The following is a 20,961-nucleotide window of genomic DNA, read 5'->3' as shown; positions in this document are numbered from 1 at the left end:
GCAAAGGTAAAAATTTAGTTGGTTGATTTTTGGTAGCGTGGTGAGGTTTCCGGCGCCCACAGCAGGCAGATAAAACCACCAATTGTGAGGACTACTGCGCAGACAATCATTGCTAAACGCGCACCACCGAGATTTGTGAGGATTGGCAATAAGAATGTCCCGCTGGCAGCACCGATTCGGCTGATGGTAATGCAGGCCCCCACACCGGTTGCCCGTACTTTCAGGTCGAACAGTTCAGTCGGGTAGGGATAGTCAAGGACTAATCCAGCTGAAAGGGTAGTCGCAAAGAAGGCAAAGATTGCCAATTGCACTCCCGCAGCAAGCTGGGTACCGAGGATCATTGCGGCTAGGGAGAAGGTCGGCAGGAAAAAGCAGGTCAGCAGCATTGCCCGTCGACTAAGCAATTTAAAGGCGCAACTCCCTGCCAGTACGCCAACCAGGACACAGAGGTTGTAGATGATTCCGGAGAGGTGGCCGTTGCCTAGCTTCATCTCTGATAAGAGTAGCGGCAGGAAGATGCTGATGCCGAAAAAGGCAAAGGCTTGGCAGGCATAGAAGAGACCGCCAACGAGCGTTTGCCGGCGGTATTCTTTGGTAAAGAGGATTTTCCAGGAAATTTTCGCCGGGGCCTTACTAGCGAGTAGCTTTTTAGAAAGCCCCCACTTCCGGCCTAGGTTCTCCTGAATCAGCTGCTGGGCCTCGTCATTGTTAACGTGGGTTGCCATCCAGCTAGGCGAAGCTGGGAGCCGGTAGAGACTGCGGTAGATTGCGGTAATCAACCCGGGAACGGCAGAAGAAGCCAGGATCACCTGCCAGTTAGTGGCGCCGAAGCCTGTGATCGTAATTCCGGCAATGTATGCGCCAATAAAGCCGATTGTCCAGTAAATGATTAGGCGGCTTTGGAAACGGCCACTCACTTTTTCTGGCATCCATTCCACCAGCCAGGCGTTTCCCACTGTATAGTCAATGGCAATCATTAGCCCGATTAAAATCCGGAGCAACAGGAGCAGCCACGGGTTAGTCGTGGTCAGCTGCAATAATGAAAGAACAGAGAAAAGGTACATGTTCAACATCAACATCCCTTTCCGGCCGAACCGGTCGGCGATTGTCCCCATAATGGCGCTGCCGGCTAGTCCAATCAGGCTGCCGGCGCCGATGAGACCGACCCAAAAGTCGCTTAGCGAAATAACTGTCTGGGCTTGGGCCAGGCCAGTACCGCTGATGCCGAGGGCGTAGCCGCAGGCGATTTGCCCCAGAATCAGGGCAAGGAAAATACCGCGGTGGACGGGAGAGACAGGTGCTTTCTTGTAGTCTTTTTTCAAATTATTCATAGAGTATTTGGCCGCAAGGCGGGGCCAAATAAATTGATTCCTCCTTGTGAAAATAATAGGTTTACCCTAACAAAAAATCAGAAGCGATGCAAATCTGCCTAGCGCTTCTGATTTTTAACTTGCCAAATTACCGCTCCTGGTTGAGCTTGCTGTGCCAGTATCCGTAGCTGAAGTAGAGGATAATACCGAGGCCGAACCAGATGCCGGCGCCAATCCAGGTTTCCTTGGAGAGCATTGCCATCATGCCCAGACAGGCCAAACCGGAGATAATTGGCAGGATCGGGTAGAAGGGAACGCGGAAACCGCCCTTGTTACCGATGTCCTTTCGCCGGCGCAGGGGGATGATCCCGAAGGAAACGAAGAGGAAGGCCAGCAGGGTCCCGATATTAACCAGGCTGGTCAGCTGGTCTAGTGAAACTAACCCACCCATTAACGCAATAATGATGGAAACCACCCAGAGAGCTTGCTGGGGAACATGGTGCTTGTCGTCGAGCTTAGCGAGAAATGACGGCAAGAGCCCGTCACGGCCGATGGAGTAGATCAGTCGGGAACTGGAGTAAATCATTGTCACCATCATGGTGAACATCCCAATCAAAGCCCCGATGGACAGCAGTTCCGCAATCCAGTCCTGGTGAACCATTTCCAGAGCGTAGGCGACCGGGTTCGCCACGTCCAGTTTGGTATACTTGACCAGCCCCGTCAGGACGACCGAAACGGCCATGTACAGGACTGTGGCGACAACCAGGGTGCCGATAATCCCTGCCGGCATGTTCTTCTTCGGGTTCTTGACTTCCGCGGCTGACGACGAAACGGCGTCAAAGCCGAGGTAGGCGAAGAAGACGACGGTTGCCCCGTGGAAGACCCCCTTCATGTGGTAAGGTATAAAGGGGTGGTAGTTAGCCGGTTTGATGAAGAAGAGACCAACCACCACGAAAATCACGATAATCGCAATCTTAATGGCAACTGCAATGTTGTTAATCCGCATCGAGGACTGCATTCCCTTGGATAGCATCCAGCTAATTAAAAGGACGATGACAATCGCTACCAGGTTGATGTAGGTACCGTGGGCCGGGTCAAAGGGACCGGACACCGCCTTGGGTAGCTTTATCCCAAAGCTGGCGATGAAGGAATTAAAGTAGGCGGCCCACCCAGTCGAAACCGAGGCGACCGCAAGCATGTATTCCAAGCCGAGGGCCCAGCCGAGGATCCAGCCGAAAAATTCACCGAAGACCACGTTCCCATAAGAGTAGGCGCTACCGGCAACTGGGAGGGCGGAGGAGAATTCCGCGTAACACATTGCGGCGAGGGCACAGACGATTGCCGAGAAGAAAAATGATAAAGTCACCCCCGGGCCCGCTGAATTTGCGGCAACCGTGCCGGGTAGGATAAAAATCCCGGTCCCAATCACGGCACCGATGCCGAGGGCCATTAAGTCAACCGCCGTCATGGACTTAACGAAATCCTTGTCGACCCCGAGGTAACGATCAAGACTTTCTTTCCGCAGAATGTTTAAGCGCATCTTCAAACCACCTTTGCTATAATATAGTCAAAAATATCTTATTCCATGATACCCAAGAATAAGATTAAAAGTCAATTAGAGAATTAATTATTTATTAAAAGGATGGTTAAACGATGGCAATTGAAGTAACCAGTGGAGCAGTGGTTTACCGCCACAACGCCGGTGAATTGGAGTACCTGTTGTTGGAGAGTCAAAATAAGGGGCATTTCTGGGGCTTCCCCAAGGGCCACGTCGAGGGCAATGAGACCTTAGAGCAGACGGCGGCGCGGGAAATCAAGGAGGAAACCCAGCTGACCCTGCCAATCGACACCAGCTTCAAAGTTTACACTGAATACGACCTGCCCAATGGCAACCGCAAGCAGATGACCCTCTTCACCGCGGACTTGACCGCCCAGGAGGATATTCACCTGCAGGCCGAAGAAATTAAGAACTGCGGCTGGTTTAACTACCAGGACGCCCGCAAACGACTGACCTACGATAACCTCAAGCAGCTGTTAGACCAGGTCAATGCCCACCTGACGAAGAACAATGACTAAGCAGGGACGGGTATTTGTAATTTGCGGGGCGGCGGGCTCAGGGAAGACCACCGTCGCCCGCTACTTGCGGACGGAATTTCACCTCCACCGGGTCATTACCCACACGACCAGGCTGCCCCGGCCGGGTGAACGTGACGGGGTGGACTACCACTTTGAAACTGCCCAGTCGATGGCTAAGCTCCACCTGCTGGAGGCGGTGACCTATGACCAGGCCCGTTATGGCTCTTCATTAGAGGGGTTAGCAGAGGGCTGGCAGCAGGGCCAAGACGACGTTATTGTCCTTGACACTAAGGGGGCGGTGACTTACTACCAGCAGTTAGGTGCGCGGGTGACGATTATCTTTTTGACAGTCAGCAAGCTGGCGGCCTTAGCCCACCGGATGGCTGAACGGGGGGATGCCCGGACAGCGATTGAATCCCGGCTCCATAGCCTGGAATACCAGCGGGATCTGCATTTGCCAGCGGAACTCCAGGGAATTGCCCAGGTGGTCACGAACGATGATTGGGCAACGACAACGAAACGCTTGCGCCAGATTGTGGGCAAGACAGTAACGGATTAAGGTTAATTATGGTAGAATGGGTACTTCGGTAAGGAGGTGGCGCAATTGGATAAGCTAGTTGAACAGGCCCGGGCGAAGCTGCGTGCCCAGCACTTACGCTGGACCAAGCAGCGGGAAATGATGCTTAAAATTATGACCGCGGATCCGGAACACTATCAAGACATTACGGTCATTGATGATGCGCTCCGGGCAGCCTATCCGGGCCTTAGTCACGACACAATTTACCGGAACTTAAAGGAGTTTGAGCGGCTGGACCTTGTGGAGTTGCGTCAGCATAATGACCAAATGCAGGTCAAATACCGTTGTGATGCGGCCCACCACCACCACTTCATCTGTGAAGTGTGCGGCCGGGTACAGGAAATCCAGATGCCACCGCTGGAGATGGATTACTATGCCCAACAGCTGCCAGGGGCCCAGATTACGGGCCATACCTTTGAGCTGCGGGGAATTTGTGCCGAATGCCGCCGCAAGCACTTACAATAAATTTCAATCTTCCTTAACATTTACATCACACAAAATCGGTTATGATATAGGTTGAGAAAAGGAGAATGTAATATGGCAGCAAAAATTCCACCGTTGGTAACGCCGTTTGCGCTGGTATCCTTGGTCCTAGCGCTGGGAGCAACGAACGTGGTTGTTAATAAAGCTACTCACACGACGGAAGGGGCCAAAGTCGTCAGCACCTCTAGCCGGTCCGTTAGCCAAAATCCAGCTGATAGTCATAGTGATAGTGATAAAGACAAATCCAGTGATAACACGACTGATGATAACAGCAGTTCGGCTAATAACCGGTCGACCGCTGACAATGACCAAGACACGCCGACGACCAGTACCCAGCAGTCGAATAATAATAATACTGACAGCAACCAGTCTCGGCAGACGACCAATAATAACGATAGCGGTAATAGTAACCAGACTAATAGCACCGGGGGCAATAGTGCCGGGACAACTACTAACCAGCAGGCTGGAACGGCCGCTGGCAATGACCAATAAGGAGGTGTTGGGTTACCATGTTTAGTTTTCTTGATATGATCAACTCATCACTGAGTTACTTCAACCTGGATGCCAAGCTCAAGGCCCGTATCTATATCGGGATTGCGAGCGCCGGCGATATCTACCTGGTCTACGTAACTTTCCGGCTGTTTGCCAACCAGGTCTGGCTGCGGGGCTTCCTGTACTGTCTTGCGATGGTGGCGATCACCTACTTCCTCTACCTCAACTTTGTTTATTATTTCCTGGGAAAAACTTCCCAGTTTGATTTTATCTCGCCCCGCTTTGCAAAAATCACGGGACAGAAGTTTGATAGCAATGGTAAACGGGTGGGCAACGGCCGGGCTGCGCAGGCTGGACCAGTAATTGCCAACCAGTCTAACGGCCTGTTTAGCGGGGATAACACAATTCCTGCGGTGGTGGCGATTGATGACTACGAACAGCACAACTTGCAACGGGTTGTCGACCAGCTGCTGACAAACGGCATCTTTGTTAATGACTATAACGGCCTGGATGAGGCCCAGATTATCGCGCAGTACAACGAGACTGGGAAGCCAGTCCAGGCCCTCAATACCCACTCGGTCCCACCGTACTTCGAGCTGGAACATGACCGGTTGCGGCACCGCTTGGAAATCTACATCGGGATCAACCAGATGGAGCGGCGGGCAGTTGGTCACATTGTCCGGATTGGCTTGACTGACGTTCATTCAGCCCACCAAAAATACCGGATTTACCTCGCCGGGCTAGCAGTTACTGCCGGACCGCATAAAATCGCTGGTCGGCGGGACTCAACGATCCTGACCACGGCAGATTACCGGCTGAACGCCCAGGTGGCTTACCGGGAACGAAACATCAACGGGTAAGCTAAAAAAGCGGGGAATTAACCTAACCGCGTAACTACTTGCTAGCTAATGGTTTCCCAGCATAGTAGTTGGCCGACCGAACATTGGTAAGTCAGTGTTTGGCCGGCCAATTTTGTATTCAATGATAATTAAAGCACTCTCCGTGAGCCTAGTTGGGTTGATGGAGAGTGCTTTTGTTGTTAAGCAGTGGCTAATATAAATTTTTCGGGTGAGGCAACCCCTTGATTTCGTGCTTGACGTGGTTAAGCATGTCATCAACCATTTCGACTACGTGCGGGTCATCAAGAATATAAAAGACCTTATTACCTTCTTTACGGTTACGCACTAGTTGATAACGCCGCAGGATTCCCAGCTGTTTTGAGATTACCGGCTGGGCGATTTTGAGTTGTGTGACAATATCATTAACTTGAATATCAATTTCCTGATAGCGCAGGAAATATAGAATTTTTATCCGAGTGGGATTACTTAGTACCTTGTATATCTTAGCCGCTTCATTGATTAGATTGTCTGAAGTATCCATAGTGATTTTCCTTATAATAACCCAATTAGGTGGGAGATTAGGCCGCTATCCCAAACGACATAGAGCCCCACTCCAATATAAACAATCTTAGTTGAAATTTCACTATATTTAGACATAAAGTTATTTACGATTGGAATCTCACCAATTCCTTTAAGGAGGAGGACAATAATAGTGGTAAAGACAATTACAAATAGCAGGACTTCACCAAAGTGGATGAGACTTACACCAATCAAAATTGGTAATAAAATTGACAAATTGCACCCAGCACAAACGGCTAGGTAAGTAATCAAGACAGTTAAGATTGGTGATGCCTTCTCTGTTTGGTTGGCCTCCTCATCATTATCATGGATTGCCATCCAAATTGGGAGGAAACCTAAGATTCCTAGGAGCCACTCTGGCATAAAAATTGCCAGGATTTTTCCAAGAAAGAAGCTAGCCGCTACTAAGATCAGCACCCCAGTGACATAGCCTAAAATAACATCACGTACTTTGTATTTTTTTAGCAAGAATAAGAGAATAAAAAAGAAGTCAAGGTTGACCCCAATAAAAGTAATTGCAAAAACAAGCCAATTCATATGGTCATCTCCATATATATCAAAATCGAAATATATTATATTCCATCTTTGATATATTTTCAAGAGTGGTGGGAGGGGCAAACACTCCGTCAAGGTAGCCCGTAGTTGATTTACCGCACGATCACGATTATTTTACGAAAGACAAAAAATTAATATGGGTGACTAGCCTATCCTGGCTCAGTTAGTCAACGGGGGAAAATATTATCAAATCAAAGGCTAAGCCAACTTAGTTTGACTTTTTAGAAAGTAAAGATTATATTGATGGTAACAGCTTACTAAAAGTTAGTAAAGATGATTAAAATTTTAGCTTTGATAGGGAGGAATTAATATGGAAACTCAATTTTCAGCTTTTGATCAAGCAGATATTATTAACTTTCTAAAGACAGTGGTTAAAGATGGCCAAGTAAAAAATGATCCGACAACCTTACAAAGTCAGTCATATAGTAGTAAGTTGGCCGGGGACCATCAACCGGCAATCGCTTATGTGGAAGCAAAGAGTATCGCTGATGTCCAGGGCACGTTAAAGACTGCCCGTAAATTCCACCTCCCAGTAGTTACTCAAAACCGCTTTACTTCAACGGTCATTGGTGCGGATGCGGTCAATGGTGGCATCATCTTATCGACGGCTGCCATGGATAAAATTTTAAGCCTTAACGTTGAGGACGGCTACGCTGTGGTTGAACCCGGGGTGATCAACGGTGAATTAGATAAGGAAGCCCGGAAACATGGGCTTTTCTACGCACCGGACCCAGCCTCAAAACCATTTTCCGGAATTGGCGGTAATATCGGGACTAATGCCGGTGGGTTAAGTGGCGTTCGTTATGGTTCCACCCGTGACAATGTCCTTGGCTTAAAAGTCGTCCTGGCTGATGGCCGGGTCCTTGACCTCGGTGGCAAAACCAGTAAGCAGGCCTTTGGCTATAACCTTACGCAATTATTTATTGGCTCTGAAGGGACCCTCGGTGTGATTGTGGAAGCCACGGTGAAATTAATGCCGTTACCATTAGGTAAATCATTAATGGGGATGGCCTTTTTCAAGGATATGCCAACCTTAGCCAAAGCAACTACTGACTTACGGATGGCGGGCCTATACCCATCAATGTTGGAAGCAATGGACAGCAATACTTTGCAGGCGATTGATCAGTTTAAACAAACGACTTATTCGCAAGCTGCTGGGGCGGCGCTGATTTTTAAAATTGATATGATTAATGATCTGACAGTGCCTACGGTCGAAAAGATTCTGACGCGTTACCAGGCAAGCAACGTGAAAATGACAAGTGACGAAGATGAACAGGCCGCGATTATTGAACTGCGGCAAGCAATGCTGCTAGCCATCTTCACTGGTCGAAATGCCGTGATGGAAGACATGGCCGTCCCAACTTCTAAATTAGCGGAGCTGGTTGCCTATATCCAACAAGTTAGTGAAGAAACGGGTATCCAGATTTTCACTGCTGGGCATGCGGGAGACGGTAATATTCACCCAACATTAACTTGGAGTCAGGATATTAAGGAAACTCCGGAAGGGGTAACCCTAGCACTTAGAAAGCTCTTTAATAAGGCCTTAGAACTAGGGGGGACAATTTCTGGGGAACATTCAGTCGGAATGCTCAAAAACCAATGGAATAATGTCGAACTGGGTGCCGATGTTGACTATCTCCAACACCAGGTAAAAGCCCTATTTGACCCGATGAATTTGCTTAATCCTAAGAGAAAAATCAACTAGTAGTGGCTGGACACGCTAGTTACAGTGCTAAGGCAGAAAATTTTCGCCACTTACATTTGAATCTGGAATTCACCATCCGTAAAGTAGGGAGATTATTGCTTTATGGATGGTGATTTTTATTTGAGGGCGTGAAAGGCTGAGATAAAATCTGCAATGACTATCATTAGATAAATATAAATGTTACAATTGAAAATAAAAATAAATTGAGGAGGAGTTGAATTAATCATGATTTCAAAGAAAAACTACCTAATGAATGCTTGCCAACGTGGACAAAGAAAATAGAAATTTGTCCTTCGGAAGTTAAGCATCGGGGTCGCATCAGTCTTATTAGGAACACTATTTTTAGTTGGGGAAGGCAACGCCTATGCTGATACTGATAGCAGCACGGTAGCTAGTGGCGAAGCTAGTCAAGTTGCTCCTACAGAAAATAAGGCGGCCAATAGTAACCCAACCACCGTTCAGGATAACTCTGCACCGTCAAATGGACCTACTACAAATAACATTAGCAATGATAATCAGACAGCTCCCGTGACTAATAATGTTACAAGTAGGGGGCGAGCTGCTCCGTCCGCTCCTACCCAAACCATCAACGTGAATATTGCTAAAGTAGACCCAATTTTGGTTGGGGCTAACATAATGCCATTGAATGACAGCCAAATTGCCACAATCATCGCTAACATCAAAGCGGTCAATTCTGGGTTAACTGACAGCCAAATTCATGTTGAAGCTGATGGGAGCACGACGATTACCGTTGATGGTCAAGTCACTTCGCTAACTCCTTTTCAAACGGTTGGCTATGAGCCAACTGATATGCTGCCAACTGTAGTGCCAACAGTTCCTGGTTATCATGTTTTGCTTGAAGTGGAACAGGATTCTACTCCTCATGGGCATGAAATAATACGGATTGTTTCAAACTACGTTCCTGGTTATCGCCCGGATCCAAACCTGGATACTTCAATTGTGGTCAATGTTTACTACGAACCAGATCCGCAAAAGATTAATATTAAATACGTGGATGATGATGAAGATGGGAAGCAAGTAGGTGAATTAGTCCCAGTGAATGGGCTGACTAATCACAAGGTAAGTCTGACATACACGATTCCAGATCACTACGAGTATGTCAGCGGGAAGCAGGATTCGTACACTTTTAAGGCCGCTGATAACCAGGATGTCATCGTGCACTTAAAGCACAGGCGGTCAGAAGTGAGCGACCAACAAGTGCGGACAGAGACGATTCATTATGTTTACAGCGATGGGAGCAAGGCACAGGCTGATCACGTTGAAACCGTCACGCTCACACGGACTGGTTCAAAAGATGAGGTCACGGGAGAAATTACCTGGGGTCCTTGGTCCACTGCGACCTTCCCAGCAGTCACTAGCCCGGTGATTGCTGAGTACACGCCTGACCAAGCTCAAATAGAATCTCTGCCGGCTGACGGTAATAGTACTGATATTGAAAAGACGGTTACCTACACTAAGAACCAGGTTGCTGTTCCTAAAGGGACAAATGGCAATCAAGGCTCGACTGCCACTTCAACGAAGTCGACCAGCCAGACTAACGGCAAGCTAAGCCAGAATAAGAATTCATCAGCAACTGCTCAATTGCCGCAAACCGGAGCCCAGAATGACCGTTCGCTAATTGCTTTAGGTACGTTAGCGCTATTAACTTCCTTTGGTTTGGCCGGGTTGAAGCGGAAAAATTAGGAAACTAGATAACTGAAGCGCCATAGAAATTAGGGAGCGAAACAGAAGTCAAATCTGACAACTGTTCCGCTCCCTTTTCATCACGCTTAAAATATTAGCTCAAGATTGCCTAATTAGGTTAATGTCGAAACGGCAGCACTAGCATTACTGAGGCTACTTTTCCTTAAATTCGCCGTCAACTGGATCATTATGGCTGCTTGCTTCCTGGTAATCTGGCATGATGACCGCTGCCACTAGGTAAATGATGGTCAACGGGAAGAAACCGGTGCAGGCAATCAGGACGACCGCAATCAGCCGGATCATTGTCGGGTCAACACCGAGGTAGTCGGCAATACCGCCACAGACCCCGAGAAAGACTTTGTCCTTGGACTTAGTTAGTTTTTTCTGCATAAGATAACCTCCAATTCCGTATTAAGCGAAGTAGTCATAGTGAATTTGGTAGTGTTGCGGGTAACCCGGCCGCAGGGAGATGTCACCGAACTGTGGGTGGTGCGGTGTGTCAGGAAGGGTCTGCCCCTCCATCGCCATGGCAAACCATTGTCCAGCGGGACGGTTGAAGCCATCCGCGTGCTGCCCATTGGCAGTGTACACGACGAGGCCGTTGCGGTCGGAATACATTTTAATTTTCCGGCCCGAAGCGGCGTCCATCAAGGTTGCCACTGGCTCGTGGGCCAGCCGGTTGCTAGGGAGGACGACGAAGATATCATCGAATCCGCCTTCTGGCACGTGTTGTTCTTGCATTTCTTGTAAGGCCGTCCCCATGACGGTCGGGTGGGAGAAGTCAAACGGGGTGTTCTTGTTGGAAAGTTTCCGGCCGGTGGGAATTTTCTCATCATCTAGCTCCAGGTGGTAGGTCGAATTTAACGTCAACACGTGCCCTTGAATGGTCTTTGCTTCGCCGGAAAGGTTCCAGTAGGCATGGGTTGTAGGGTTAAAGAGGGTCTTAGCGTCGGTTTGACCATCAAAGTCAATCGTGACCCCGTTATCATTGTCCAGGGTGTAGGTGATTTTAATGGTCTCGTTACCGGGTAACTGGTCGACTGCCGTGCCAATGGTGGTCGTCAAAATTACCTGCAGTTTTTCTTGATCTTGACTAGTCGTGACGTCGTAGAACTGCTGGCTAAGGCCATTCGCGCCACCGTGCAGACTATTATCGCCCTCGTTAGCGGGAATCTGGTAGCTGTTACCGTCAATGGCAAACTGGCCCTTGGCAATTCGCCCGCCGAAACGGCCAACAATCCGACCGACATACAGCGGTGCGTTATTAGGGTTGACATAGGCTTCGATGTTGTCGGCACCGAGCAGCAGGTTGACCTGTCCGCCCTCGTCATTGGGAACCATGTAGGCCTGCCAAACTCCGGCGAAGTTGAGTACGCTGATACTAACGCCGTTGTCATTAGTCAGTGTGTACTTAATCACGTCACGGTCCTCATAGCTGCCGAACTTTACATTTTCAACCTTCACGATAAGCGCCTCCTGGAAGAAGTTGGAAATTCTTCACTAATTTTTAAAATGGAAATGCAACAGTGCAGCAGCTGGCTGACAAGTTAAGTTATCTTGCTGCGCGTCGTCCCACTCTCAGTTAAATTGTAGCATATTGCCGGAGGGGTGCCGTATTTTGACAGAAAATTCTTGGTATGTCAACCGGTGGTGACTTTTCTGGAACATTTTCGTTGATTTGTATTATGATGGTACTTGTATACCCGATTAATTCTGTTGTCTTGCTAACGTACGGTATACACTGTTCTTTATTGAAATGCTACAGGGGGAGGTGAACGTATGCGCGTGACACGGACCGTTCGGGATTTCCAGAATGCTTTGTTAACGCTCTTGGAGACGAATTCCTTTGACCACTTGACGGTTGACCAGATCTGCAACGAGGCGCTACTGCACCGGAGCAGCTTTTACCGTTACTTTAATGATAAGTACGATTTGCTGGAGCAGACGATGGATGCACAAATCAGTCAAATTGCCGACTCCGGTGAATCAGAGGAGGACGTCGTTAAGCAATTTGTCCTCTACATTGATGGACACAAGGATATGATTCGCCACCTGGCATCCAGCAATTCCCACAGCTCGCTGTATACGGAAATGCTGCAGGTGTTTAGCCAGGTGCTGCTTGACCGTCGGGACCACGGGACGAAGGACACTGTGATCAAGGCCTTACAGCAGGCCAGCAATCCCGAAATGATGGCCTACGTTTTTAGCGGGTCGATTATCGGGGCCTTCTATTGGTGGCAAAAGAATAATTACGATGTGCCAACGGAAGAGTTCATTAACTTTGCTAAGCAGTCTGTGCTTTCCCTTTCAGCAAAGTAAGTTAATTAGATGAGGTGAGGAAAGAAAATGATCAAGATGATCAAGGCAGAAGTACAGAATCTTTTTCATAACCATATTTTGCTATTATCTATTTCTGTAATTTGCCTGTTACCGTTTCTGTACAGTATCTTCTTCCTGAAATCAGTTTGGGATCCGTACGGGAGTACCCAGGACCTGCCGATTGCGGTCGTCAACCGGGATGTACCGGTGGAGTACCAGGGAAAGAAGATGGCGGTTGGTCAGCAAACGGTTGACCAGCTGCGGAAGAACCACCAGATGAAGTGGGAGATTGTGTCCAAGAAGAAGGCCGACTACGGTCTTCACCACCGGCAATACTATGCCGTAATCACGATTCCCGAAAACTTCTCTGAAAACGCGACGACCGTGATGGATAAGAACCCGAAGCAGATGAAGCTGCACTATGAAACGAACGGTTCTTTGAACTACATCGGTCAGGTGATGACGGAAATCGGGACGAGCCGGTTAAACACCAGCATTCGTTCTCAGGTGACCCAGGCCTACGCCAAGGCGATGTTTAAGGAATTAGGCGTTGTTGGCAAGGGGATGACTAAGGCTGCGGATGGTGCCCACCAATTGAGCGACGGGATTGTGACCCTGAGCGACGGCGTCAACCAATATGTTGCCGGTGTCTACCAGGTCAATAACGGTGTCCAACAGATGAAGGTGGCCGTAACCCCGTTGGCTAGTGGTGCCCAACAGCTGGCAGCGGGAAGCTCCCAACTGGCGGCCGGAATTCAGCAGTACACTGGTGGTGTCGGCCAGTTGGCCAGTGGTTTGGGCCTGCTCCAGGCTAATTCTGGCCAGCTTAGCGGCGGTGCTGGCCAATTAGCTAGTGGCCTGAACACGCTGAGTGGTAATTCAGCCGCCCTGCGCTCTGGTGCTGGGCAATTGGCCGCGGGGAATACAGAGTTAAACAACCGCGTTATGGGATTGATTCCACAATTGCAGGGGCAGATGACCGCTAGTTCGCAGGAAATTAGTGCCAACGCGAACGAATTGGCCAATGCCCTGCGGCCACTCTCCCAAAGCAGTCAGCAACTTGACCAGCTTTTCAGGGCCCTAAGTGCAATTAATACTGCCCTGGATGGGGTCAAACAGGCTGCTGCAACACCAGCGACAGCCACGACGCGTAGCGCTAATGCTGGTACTGACAACTCGCAGTTGAAGGCTGCTGCTACGGCACTGAGCGGTGTCAAGGCGCAAAATCCGAGTGACCAAGCCAAAATCGATGCCGTGGTTAGTGCTGCCGCTGCTGCACCGAGTGGACAAAGCAGTACCACTACTACTAACCAGTCAAATAATAGTGAGTTAGTTAGTCGAATTAGTGCGGTTCAAGATCAGATTTCACACCTGCAAAGCACGGTTAGGCAGGCCCAAAGTCAAAGTGGTCAAGCCACTGTCAACGTTGCCCAAGCGGCCCAAAAGCTGCAAAATAGTTTGCAGGCCTTGCAAACCAACACTGGCAATGCTTTAAATAGTGCTTCTGGTCAACTGACGAGTGCAACTCAACAGTTAGCTAATGGTGCTAATCAGTTAAACGCGGGGGTCAACCAGTACACGAACGGCGTCGATACCGCCGCGGCGGGTGCTAATACTCTGAACGCCGGGATTGGCCAGTACACGGCGGGGGTTGCCCAGGCCGGTGCGGGCGCCAACCAGCTCGTTGCCAACAGTCCGGCTCTGATTTCCGGCGCCGGCCAGCTCGCCAGCGCATTGGCCCAGCTAAATGCACAAGTGCCAAGTCTGATTAGCGGGATCAACCAGTTAGCTGCCGGGACCCAGCAACTGGCTGATAATTCACCGGCCTTAGTCAGCGGGATTACCCAGCTTAACCAAGGCGCCGGTCAACTGGCAAGTCAGTTAGGCAAGGGGGCCAAGGCCATTAACAACATCAAGCCAACTGGTAAGACGGCGAAGATGTTTGCTGAGCCAACGACTGTCAAACACAAGAATTACAGTTACGTGCCAAACTATGGGCACGCTCTGGCACCATATGTTCTGTCCGTGGCCCTCTACGTTGGGATCCTGGTCTTCAACTTCATCTACCCAATTCGGCGGGTGGCAGAAAAGGGCCACTCGGCGGTTGCCTGGTGGGCAAGCAAGGTCCTCGTCGGTGCCGTGGCGGTTACCCTGATGGCGGTAATTGAAGATGCCATCATGCTGGCCTGTGGTTTGACGACCGACCATATCCCGTCCCTCTTCGCCACGAGCATCTGCTTCGGTTTAGCCTCGATGGCGATCGTGATGTTCCTATCGATGACCTTCGATAACCCTGGTCGGTTCGTCGCCATGGTCCTCTTGATGCTGCAGCTTGGTGGTTCCGGTGGGACTTTCCCGATGGAAGTAACGATGAAGTTCTACAACGTCATCCACTGGTACCTGCCAATGACTTACTCCATCCTGGGCTTACGGCAGTCCATCAGTAGCGGAATCGGTGCCCACTACGCCCTGTTCTGCAACCTGGTCCTGCTCGGCATTGCGGTCGTTTTCAACCTCTTGTTGCTGGCCGGAATGCTCGGTATTCATCACCACTTCTTCAACATCAACCCGAAGTTGGAAAAGAACCAGGAATTCTTGGATGAGATGGAAAATGACGGCGGTATTCAGTCAAAGAAGGATTAGTGATTTAGCGTATTAAGTAAATGAGAGGCTGGGAATTAACTCAGCCTCTTTAATATTTTAAAGTTAGTAATGCCTCAGCGCAGTAGCTGGCTGGCAGTTCAAACGCTGACAAATCAGCGTTTGACCAACCCCAAATAGGCTAGCTTTGCGTCGACGGAGGTTCCCAGAGGCTAGCTGCGCGTCGAAAGACAAACGCCCCAAATCCGCTAGCCGATTTGGGGCGTTTTTTCTCACTCTCTCTAGCTATTTTAAAGGTAAAGAACATCACAATTTTTACTGGTCGCTGTTAACGAGCACGACGGTACTGGTGCTGGTGAGCCGGTCCTGGTTGTATACGTCTGCTCGCCAGGTTTGGGTTCGCCGACCGCACTTAATGGGGGTGGCAACCGTTTTAATCGTGCCGCTGGTCACCGGTCGCAAGTGCTGTGTGTTAATATTAAGACCGATGGCTATCTGATCCTGATTGTGGTCCCGCAGCCACTGGTTAGCGCCGAGGGACGCGGCAGTTTCCGCCAGGACGGCGTTGATCCCGCCATGGACGATCCCGTACGGCTGCTTGAGCTGGTCGGTGACCGCGACAGTTATGACGGCTTGGTCGGCGGTGACTGATTGGATTTGAATGCCTAAGTTTTCTAGTAGATTCATTGTAATGACCTCACTTGTAAAGGAGTAAATTAATAATGACAGAAGTTAATTGGCAACCGGTAAAAGAGTATTCTGAAATTATCTTCGAACGGGCTGGCAAGATTGCTAAAATCACGATGAACCGTCCGGAACGGCGCAACGCGTTTACCCCGGTCACTATTCAAGAGATGATCGACGCATTTACCATTTGTCGTGATGATAGCACAATTGGCGTGATTATCCTAACCGGCGCTGGTGATTTGGCCTTTTCGTCCGGTGGTGACCAAGGAGTCCGGGGCAACGGCGGCTATGTCGGTCCCGACAAGGTTGCCCGCCTGAATGTCCTGGACCTCCAACACTTGATCCGGATCATCCCGAAGCCGGTGATTGCCATGGTCAAGGGCTGGTCAGTCGGCGGCGGCAACATCCTCCAGCTGGTCTGCGACCTGACGATTGCGGCGGATAATGCGAAGTTTGGGCAAACTGGTCCGAAGGTCGGCAGTTTTGACGCCGGTTATGGTTCCGGCTACCTGGCCCGGGTAATTGGCCACAAGCGTGCCAAGGAAGTCTGGTTCCTCAACCACTTCTACACGGCGGAAGAGGCCTACCAGATGAACTGGATTAACAAGGTGGTACCACTGGACCAGGTTGAATCAGTAACCTTGGACTGGTGCAACGAAATTCTCCAGAAGTCCCCAACCGCCCTGCGCTTTATCAAGGCGGCGATGAATGCTGATACGGATGGCCTGGCCGGTTTGCAACAACTTGGCGGTGATGCCACCATGCTCTTCTACACGACTGATGAGGGGAAGGAAGGCCGGGATGCCTTTAACGAGAAGCGCAAGCCGAACTTTGACCAGTTCCCGAAGTTCCCATAGGGTTCGGTAATATGCAGACGCAAAATTGGTTATTGAAACAGGCGGCTACCCAGCCTGACCGGGTGGCAGTCGATGATGGCACCACCCAGCTGACGTTTGCCCAGCTTCGGGACCGGGTTACCCAGCTTGTCGGCCAGTTAGACCAGCTGGCGCCAGGTGATAAGGTCGGCTTACTCACGACTAACCGGCTGGCGGGGTACCTGGCGGCCTTGGCAATCATTTGCAGTGGCCGGACGGTAGTGTGGTTGAACTGGCGCCTGGCTAACGAAGAGTTAAGTCGGCAAATTGCGGACAGCCAACTGCACTGTTGCCTGGTGGCTGATGAGCTGTGGAGGCCGGAAATGGGCGCGGACTTTATTCGCCTGCAAAAGTTGGCGGAAATCACGGCGGCACCCGCCGACCTTGTCCCGACCTTTGACAGCGACCGGATCGCCAGCATCATGTATACTTCTGGGACGACCGGAAAGCCGAAGGGCGTTTTGCAAACCTTTGGCAACCACTTCTATTCGGCGGTTTCTTCAGCCCTTAACCTGGGATTGACCAGCCAGGATGAGTGGCTGTGTGTTGCCCCGATCTTTCACATTAGCGGCTTTTCAATCATGATGCGGGGGCTGATTTATGGGATGACCGTGCGCTTGGTGGACAAGTTTCGTCCCGCCGCGGTTGAGCGGATCCTCGCTTCGGAGCCGGTCACCATTATGTCAGTAGTCCCGTTTATGATGAAAAAATTAGTCGATCAACGCCAAGCAAGCGGGCAGAAATACCAGCCCACTTTTCGGTGCATGCTCCTTGGCGGTGGCACCCTGGATTGTGAAACCTTGGACCAGTGCCAGCAGCTGGGAATCCCGGTCGTTCAATGTTACGGCATGACGGAAACCTGTTCGCAGGTGATAGCACTGCGGGCCAGCGACGCGTTAGCCAAAATCGGCTCTGTTGGGCAACCGCTCTTTACCACCCGCCTGAAACTCGCCACAGACGGTGAAATCCTGTTGAGGACACCGGCGTTAACGCCGGGCTACCTCAACTTGCCGGCCAAACTTCCCGCCAAGATGGTGGACGGCTGGTACCGAACTGGCGATATTGGGCATCTGGACAAGGATGGATACCTCTACGTTGACGGCCGGGCTGACGAGATGATGATCTCGGGTGGAGAGAACATCTTTCCCCAGGAAGTCGAGCAGGTTTACCTGCGTTATCCCGGCATCCGTCAGGTGGCGGTAGTTGGACAGCCAGACGCGGAATGGGGCGAAGTACCCGTGGCCTTTGTTGTCAGCGACCAGCCCTTGGATCAAGCTCAGCTCGTGGCGTTTGGCTACCAGCACCTGGCTCACTATAAGGTGCCGCGCCGGTACCTGCGGGTGGCTAAACTGCCAACGAATGCTAGTGGTAAAATTCAGCGCTACTTGTTAAGGAAACAACTGTAAGTAAAAAAACGGTTGGCGAACTTCAACTTCGCCAACCGTTTTTTTGCGTTTTAAACCTGGTACTGGGCAAAGCGCTGGGCGTCCTGGGGTGACATTTCCACCGTTAGGAGCGTGCCGTCATTGCGGTACTCGGTATCGAGAATATTCGTGTGTTCATTAAGGTAGGAGACTTGCTGCCCCGCCGAAAATGGCAGGAGCAGTTTCGCTTCGACATAGTCCTTGAAGAGGTGTTTGCGGATAACATCTACCAAGAGGTCTAGCGATTCCTCCTGCTTAGCGGAAATCACGACCTGGTCGTCCCCCTCCAGGACCGGGAATTCAATCTCGGTCTTATCAGCCTTGTTGAAGACGTTGACCATCGGGATGTTGTCGATTCCAATCTGCTTGAGTGTCTCCTTAGTGGTCTGCATCATCTCTTCGTAGTTGGGATCGGAGTAGTCAATCACTTGGATCAGCAGGTCGGCGTTAGCTGCTTCGGCGAGGGTGGACTTGAACGATTCCACCAGGTTGGTTGGCAGCTTGCTGACAAAACCAACCGTATCGCTGAGCAGGAAATCCTTTTTGCCGGGAAGAGTCAACCGCCGGACACTGGTGTCCAGAGTGGCAAAGAGCATGTCCTTTTCAAAAACAGTCTTGTCTTCCACCGTTCCGTAGCGCCGTACCAGCCCGTTCATGATGGTCGACTTGCCAGCATTGGTGTAACCGACGAGGGCGGCCGTAGGAATGTTGCTCTTGGCCCGCTGCTTGCGCTTCGTCTCTTCAGATTTATCGATTGCTGCCAGTTCATGCCGCAGGTGGGTGATTTGGTGCTGAATCGTCCGGCGATCCATTTCCAGCTTGGTTTCACCGGCACCACGGTTGGTAAAGCCGCTTCCGCCACCGGTCTGCTGGTCGAGGCGCTGGCTGGCACTCGTTTGCAGACGGGGCAGCCGGTATTGTAGCTCGGCAATCTGGACTTGGAGTTTAGCTTCCTTTGTCTGGGCCCGGGTGGCAAAGATTTCCAAAATCAGCGCCGTCCGGTCCAAAATACGTTTGCCAGTTTCGTCTTCGAGATTGCGGAGCTGACTCGGTGAAAGTTCATCATTGGTAATGACGGTTGTCACATCATTGGCGGCTGCTAGCTCGGCAATTTCCGCGACCTTTCCTTTACCGAAGTAAGTTGCTGGGTTCGGCCGGTCAATGACCTGATCGACCCGCTGAACGACTTCCATATGATTAGCCTGGGCGAGTTCAGCCAGTTCGGTCATTGAATAATTATAATCATCCTGACCGGTGTCCAGTCCGGTGATGATTACGCGTTCATCGTTTTGTATCGTCGTATCCATTTAAGAGTATTGTTCCCCCTTTGCGGATAAAATTTATTCTGGTAATTCAAGTTGGTTGTAAAAGTCAACCTGGGTGTCAGTTGGAGTCAGTGTCAACCGGGTCAGGCTCCCGTTTTTGACCGATTCGGTGGTGTGGTAACCGTAGTGTTCAGCGATTGACCGAATCGTTACCCCATGGGAAACCACGACCGCGGTTGAGCCGTCCGGCAGGGAGCGCAGGCGGTCAATGCCCTTGCTGACCCGGTTCCAAAATTGAACGTGGTTTTCCGCGTCCTTGTAAGGGTCGGCCGCAGCTACCCGGTCCTTTAACGTGTCCGGCCCGAGTTTGCTAAACATGTCGGCAAAGTTGTCGAACCCGGTCTCGGCACCTAAGAAATTAGTCAGCATGGCAGAATCCAGCCCCTCAAAGAAACCGAAAAACTCTTCCCGGAAAGCCGGGGTCGGAGTCGGTGCCTTGATTTGAGAATTGTTGCTAGCAGCAAGCAGCAAGCGGGCGGTTTCCATCGTCCGGGCGAGGTCGCTGCTAAATAGGTAGTCGAAGCCTACCCCGCTCAGGACCTTACCAGTTCGCTTGGCATCTGTTTGTCCCTGGCTGGTTAGGGGAGCATCTGACCAGCCTTGGACACGGTGGTAGCGGTTAAGGTAGGTTTGACCATGACGAACAAAATAAACGGTAATTGCCATTTTGGGTAAAACTCCTTTAAATCATAAAAATACTATTCATATTTTACCATGAATGGCTGGCAAACCGCACTAAAGAACCCTAGAGCATTCGATTCCGTTTAATAATTTTTTGTCGGAGCACTTTGATTCCCCACATTCCGGCCCCGGCCAGAACCGCACAGGAGGCCATTGCCAAAATCACGAGGGAGAAGTGCTCTTTGACCAGGGGAATCGAGCCGAAGAAGTAACCAACGCCGCAGCCCAGAGCTACCCACAAGGCCACGCCGACAAAGTTGCCGATGGTGAAATGGCGGAAGGGGTAGTGCATCATGCCTGAGATGGTGGGGATAAAGGAACGAATTAGGGGTACAAAACGACCGAACGCCACGGCCCAGAAGCCGTAGCGGTTTAAATATTCTTTAGCGGTCAACATCCGGGGGCCCGCCAGCCGTTTTTCAATCCAGTGCCAGCGGGAGAGACTGTGACCAATCCAGTAATTGACGGAGTCGCCGATAAAGGCCGCCAGGAAAAAGACGGGGACGACGATGTGCATTTTCAAAATCGGGTGGACGGCGATAAAGGAGCTGGTCAAAAACACCAGCGAACCGCCCGGGAGCCAGGGGAAGACCACCAAGCCGGTTTCCATGAACACAATCACGAAGAGGATGAGATAGCTCCACGGCCCCAGCCATTCGAACATCGGGATGAGTACTTCTGCAATGTGGGTCAGTACGTAAAAAAGATGGGCCATGTGGCAACTCCTTT

21 protein-coding genes are annotated in these 20,961 nt (G+C 50.6%); 11 read left to right on the top strand and 10 right to left on the bottom strand.

Annotated elements, in window-relative coordinates:
- Positions 1 to 14: 14 nt before the first annotated feature.
- Together N4599_RS05595 and N4599_RS05590 are read right to left on the bottom strand one after the other, a co-directional pair.
- Entirely contained in the window at positions 15 to 1,331 is a 1,317-nt protein-coding gene (locus tag N4599_RS05595) for an MFS transporter (RefSeq protein ID WP_260898358.1), read from the bottom strand.
- A 127-nt stretch (positions 1,332 to 1,458) separates the two neighbouring features.
- Positions 1,459 to 2,850: an APC family permease gene (locus tag N4599_RS05590; protein ID WP_260898356.1), complete on the bottom strand. Its 1,392-nt coding sequence runs from the start codon at positions 2,848 to 2,850 to the stop codon at positions 1,459 to 1,461.
- A 113-nt stretch (positions 2,851 to 2,963) separates the two neighbouring features.
- Between N4599_RS05590 and N4599_RS05585 the strand changes: the two genes are divergently transcribed.
- The 5 genes from N4599_RS05585 (at position 2,964) to N4599_RS05565 (ending at position 5,798) form a co-directional block, all read left to right on the top strand.
- The gene (locus N4599_RS05585; protein WP_191363264.1) at positions 2,964 to 3,386 is read left to right on the top strand and encodes a bis(5'-nucleosyl)-tetraphosphatase; all 423 of its coding nucleotides are present in this window, start codon (positions 2,964 to 2,966) and stop codon (positions 3,384 to 3,386) included.
- On the top strand, positions 3,379 to 3,945 hold the full coding sequence (locus N4599_RS05580) for a guanylate kinase (protein ID WP_260898353.1): 567 nt from the start codon (positions 3,379 to 3,381) through the stop codon (positions 3,943 to 3,945). The genes N4599_RS05585 and N4599_RS05580 overlap by 8 nt, the downstream gene beginning before the upstream one ends.
- 45 nt (positions 3,946 to 3,990) lie before the next feature.
- On the top strand, positions 3,991 to 4,428 hold the full coding sequence (locus tag N4599_RS05575) for a Fur family transcriptional regulator (RefSeq protein WP_003712965.1): 438 nt from the start codon (positions 3,991 to 3,993) through the stop codon (positions 4,426 to 4,428).
- Positions 4,429 to 4,500: 72 nt separating this feature from the next.
- The gene (locus N4599_RS05570) at positions 4,501 to 4,938 is read left to right on the top strand and encodes a hypothetical protein (RefSeq protein WP_260898350.1); all 438 of its coding nucleotides are present in this window, start codon (positions 4,501 to 4,503) and stop codon (positions 4,936 to 4,938) included.
- Positions 4,939 to 4,955: 17 nt separating this feature from the next.
- Positions 4,956 to 5,798: a DUF6681 family protein gene (locus N4599_RS05565; protein WP_260898348.1), complete on the top strand. Its 843-nt coding sequence runs from the start codon at positions 4,956 to 4,958 to the stop codon at positions 5,796 to 5,798.
- 190 nt (positions 5,799 to 5,988) lie between these two features.
- Here the strand turns inward: N4599_RS05565 and N4599_RS05560 are convergent, their stop codons facing one another.
- Together N4599_RS05560 and N4599_RS05555 are read right to left on the bottom strand one after the other, a co-directional pair.
- Complete coding sequence (locus N4599_RS05560; protein WP_191363260.1) at positions 5,989 to 6,318, bottom strand: ArsR/SmtB family transcription factor; 330 nt, start codon at positions 6,316 to 6,318, stop codon at positions 5,989 to 5,991.
- Positions 6,319 to 6,329: 11 nt separating this feature from the next.
- A complete protein-coding gene (locus N4599_RS05555; protein ID WP_260898346.1) occupies positions 6,330 to 6,893 on the bottom strand; it encodes a cadmium resistance transporter in 564 nt (187 codons plus the stop codon).
- Between the two features lie 328 nt (positions 6,894 to 7,221).
- On the opposite strand from N4599_RS05555, the gene N4599_RS05550 reads away from it, so the two are divergent.
- The gene (locus tag N4599_RS05550) at positions 7,222 to 8,616 is read left to right on the top strand and encodes an FAD-binding oxidoreductase (protein WP_260898344.1); all 1,395 of its coding nucleotides are present in this window, start codon (positions 7,222 to 7,224) and stop codon (positions 8,614 to 8,616) included.
- Between the two features lie 636 nt (positions 8,617 to 9,252).
- Positions 9,253 to 10,320, top strand: a complete 1,068-nt coding sequence (locus N4599_RS05545) for a mucin-binding protein (RefSeq protein ID WP_260898343.1) — start codon at positions 9,253 to 9,255, stop codon at positions 10,318 to 10,320.
- Between the two features lie 153 nt (positions 10,321 to 10,473).
- Here the strand turns inward: N4599_RS05545 and N4599_RS05540 are convergent, their stop codons facing one another.
- Positions 10,474 to 10,710, bottom strand: coding sequence for a PspC domain-containing protein (locus N4599_RS05540; protein ID WP_191364177.1), 237 nt, complete (start codon positions 10,708 to 10,710; stop codon positions 10,474 to 10,476).
- Positions 10,711 to 10,731: 21 nt separating this feature from the next.
- Positions 10,732 to 11,784 (bottom strand): aldose epimerase family protein, encoded by a 1,053-nt coding sequence (locus N4599_RS05535; protein WP_260898342.1) that lies wholly within the window; start codon positions 11,782 to 11,784, stop codon positions 10,732 to 10,734.
- 315 nt (positions 11,785 to 12,099) lie between these two features.
- Here N4599_RS05535 and N4599_RS05530 point away from each other — a divergent pair, with 315 nt between their 5' ends.
- Positions 12,100 to 12,639, top strand: coding sequence for a TetR/AcrR family transcriptional regulator (locus N4599_RS05530; RefSeq protein WP_003712949.1), 540 nt, complete (start codon positions 12,100 to 12,102; stop codon positions 12,637 to 12,639).
- A 27-nt stretch (positions 12,640 to 12,666) separates the two neighbouring features.
- Positions 12,667 to 15,282: a YhgE/Pip domain-containing protein gene (locus N4599_RS05525; RefSeq protein WP_191364179.1), complete on the top strand. Its 2,616-nt coding sequence runs from the start codon at positions 12,667 to 12,669 to the stop codon at positions 15,280 to 15,282.
- 273 nt (positions 15,283 to 15,555) lie between these two features.
- Here the strand turns inward: N4599_RS05525 and N4599_RS05520 are convergent, their stop codons facing one another.
- Positions 15,556 to 15,927, bottom strand: coding sequence for a PaaI family thioesterase (locus N4599_RS05520; protein ID WP_191364180.1), 372 nt, complete (start codon positions 15,925 to 15,927; stop codon positions 15,556 to 15,558).
- 35 nt (positions 15,928 to 15,962) lie between these two features.
- Here N4599_RS05520 and menB point away from each other — a divergent pair, with 35 nt between their 5' ends.
- Together menB and N4599_RS05510 are read left to right on the top strand one after the other, a co-directional pair.
- Entirely contained in the window at positions 15,963 to 16,784 is an 822-nt protein-coding gene (menB, locus tag N4599_RS05515) for a 1,4-dihydroxy-2-naphthoyl-CoA synthase (RefSeq protein ID WP_260898341.1), read from the top strand.
- Positions 16,785 to 16,795: 11 nt separating this feature from the next.
- On the top strand, positions 16,796 to 18,208 hold the full coding sequence (locus N4599_RS05510) for an o-succinylbenzoate--CoA ligase (RefSeq protein ID WP_260898340.1): 1,413 nt from the start codon (positions 16,796 to 16,798) through the stop codon (positions 18,206 to 18,208).
- A gap of 50 nt (positions 18,209 to 18,258) precedes the next feature.
- Here N4599_RS05510 and hflX read toward each other — a convergent pair whose 3' ends face one another.
- The 3 genes from hflX to N4599_RS05495 form a co-directional block, all read right to left on the bottom strand.
- Entirely contained in the window at positions 18,259 to 19,533 is a 1,275-nt protein-coding gene (gene hflX / locus N4599_RS05505; RefSeq protein WP_191364183.1) for a GTPase HflX, read from the bottom strand.
- A gap of 33 nt (positions 19,534 to 19,566) precedes the next feature.
- Positions 19,567 to 20,217, bottom strand: a complete 651-nt coding sequence (locus N4599_RS05500) for a histidine phosphatase family protein (RefSeq protein WP_191364184.1) — start codon at positions 20,215 to 20,217, stop codon at positions 19,567 to 19,569.
- 79 nt (positions 20,218 to 20,296) lie between these two features.
- Positions 20,297 to 20,947 (bottom strand): DedA family protein, encoded by a 651-nt coding sequence (locus N4599_RS05495; protein ID WP_003712967.1) that lies wholly within the window; start codon positions 20,945 to 20,947, stop codon positions 20,297 to 20,299.
- Positions 20,948 to 20,961: the final 14 nt, after the last annotated feature.

The organism is Limosilactobacillus oris, from assembly GCF_025311495.1.
GTDB lineage: Bacteria > Bacillota > Bacilli > Lactobacillales > Lactobacillaceae > Limosilactobacillus > Limosilactobacillus oris_A.
Note: the sequence above shows the minus strand (reverse complement) of the source record. Positions and strands in the feature narration are given on the sequence as shown.

What these genes read in the sequence shown, in the direction of transcription:
- N4599_RS05595 (WP_260898358.1), bottom strand. Translation starts at nt 1,331, where the DNA reads ATGAATAATTTGAAAAAAGACTACAAGAAAGCACCTGTCTCTCCCGTC.
- N4599_RS05590 (WP_260898356.1), bottom strand. Translation starts at nt 2,850, where the DNA reads ATGCGCTTAAACATTCTGCGGAAAGAAAGTCTTGATCGTTACCTCGGG.
- N4599_RS05585 (WP_191363264.1), top strand. Translation starts at nt 2,964, where the DNA reads ATGGCAATTGAAGTAACCAGTGGAGCAGTGGTTTACCGCCACAACGCC.
- N4599_RS05580 (WP_260898353.1), top strand. Translation starts at nt 3,379, where the DNA reads ATGACTAAGCAGGGACGGGTATTTGTAATTTGCGGGGCGGCGGGCTCA.
- N4599_RS05570 (WP_260898350.1), top strand. Translation starts at nt 4,501, where the DNA reads ATGGCAGCAAAAATTCCACCGTTGGTAACGCCGTTTGCGCTGGTATCC.
- N4599_RS05565 (WP_260898348.1), top strand. Translation starts at nt 4,956, where the DNA reads ATGTTTAGTTTTCTTGATATGATCAACTCATCACTGAGTTACTTCAAC.
- N4599_RS05560 (WP_191363260.1), bottom strand. Translation starts at nt 6,318, where the DNA reads ATGGATACTTCAGACAATCTAATCAATGAAGCGGCTAAGATATACAAG.
- N4599_RS05555 (WP_260898346.1), bottom strand. Translation starts at nt 6,893, where the DNA reads ATGAATTGGCTTGTTTTTGCAATTACTTTTATTGGGGTCAACCTTGAC.
- N4599_RS05550 (WP_260898344.1), top strand. Translation starts at nt 7,222, where the DNA reads ATGGAAACTCAATTTTCAGCTTTTGATCAAGCAGATATTATTAACTTT.
- N4599_RS05545 (WP_260898343.1), top strand. Translation starts at nt 9,253, where the DNA reads ATGCCATTGAATGACAGCCAAATTGCCACAATCATCGCTAACATCAAA.
- N4599_RS05540 (WP_191364177.1), bottom strand. Translation starts at nt 10,710, where the DNA reads ATGCAGAAAAAACTAACTAAGTCCAAGGACAAAGTCTTTCTCGGGGTC.
- N4599_RS05530 (WP_003712949.1), top strand. Translation starts at nt 12,100, where the DNA reads ATGCGCGTGACACGGACCGTTCGGGATTTCCAGAATGCTTTGTTAACG.
- N4599_RS05525 (WP_191364179.1), top strand. Translation starts at nt 12,667, where the DNA reads ATGATCAAGATGATCAAGGCAGAAGTACAGAATCTTTTTCATAACCAT.
- N4599_RS05520 (WP_191364180.1), bottom strand. Translation starts at nt 15,927, where the DNA reads ATGAATCTACTAGAAAACTTAGGCATTCAAATCCAATCAGTCACCGCC.
- menB (WP_260898341.1), top strand. Translation starts at nt 15,963, where the DNA reads ATGACAGAAGTTAATTGGCAACCGGTAAAAGAGTATTCTGAAATTATC.
- N4599_RS05510 (WP_260898340.1), top strand. Translation starts at nt 16,796, where the DNA reads ATGCAGACGCAAAATTGGTTATTGAAACAGGCGGCTACCCAGCCTGAC.
- hflX (WP_191364183.1), bottom strand. Translation starts at nt 19,533, where the DNA reads ATGGATACGACGATACAAAACGATGAACGCGTAATCATCACCGGACTG.
- N4599_RS05500 (WP_191364184.1), bottom strand. Translation starts at nt 20,217, where the DNA reads ATGGCAATTACCGTTTATTTTGTTCGTCATGGTCAAACCTACCTTAAC.
- N4599_RS05495 (WP_003712967.1), bottom strand. Translation starts at nt 20,947, where the DNA reads ATGGCCCATCTTTTTTACGTACTGACCCACATTGCAGAAGTACTCATC.